The sequence below is a fragment of the Limosilactobacillus fastidiosus genome (genome assembly GCF_014145505.1).
GTDB lineage: Bacteria > Bacillota > Bacilli > Lactobacillales > Lactobacillaceae > Limosilactobacillus > Limosilactobacillus fastidiosus.
Map to the genome: position 1 here is coordinate 1 of NZ_JACIUZ010000012.1, position 475 is coordinate 475.

Consider the following 475-nt stretch of genomic DNA (forward strand, 5'->3'; position numbering starts at 1 on the left):
TTCACTATCACTTAAACTAGTGCTCAGGGAGCGACTATCAGATAACGATGTACTCAAACTTGCAGAGGCGCTTGTACTTTGACTAGTTGATAGTGAAGTACTTAAGCTGTCCGAAGTTAAAGTACTCTGGCTAAGTGAAGTACTAGTTGAAGCACTCACACTAACACTAGTTGAAGCCTCTTCACTGTCCTTAATTGAAGTCGAAGTTAATGCACTGGAACTTAATGATTGTGAAGTTGAAGCACTATCACTCAAACTTGTACTTAGAGAACGGCTGTCAGAAAGCGATGTACTCAAGCTTGCCGAGGCGCTTGTACTGAGTGAAGCTGAAACGCTTGAACTAGCACTTAAGGATGCTGATTGACTTGCACTCAAGCTAGTTGAAGCTGAAGTACTTACGGAATCAGAAGTTGAAACACTATTGCTCAAGCTCGTACTCAAGGAACGGCTGGTACTATCACTAACACTAGTCGAT

Annotated in this window: 1 protein-coding gene; it reads right to left on the reverse strand. The window is 42.3% G+C overall.

The genetic code is table 11. The features are described 5' to 3' along the window. Nucleotides 1-475, reverse strand: a 475-nt coding sequence (locus H5R64_RS00960) for a hypothetical protein (RefSeq protein WP_182582553.1), incomplete at both ends; no start/stop codon positions are given.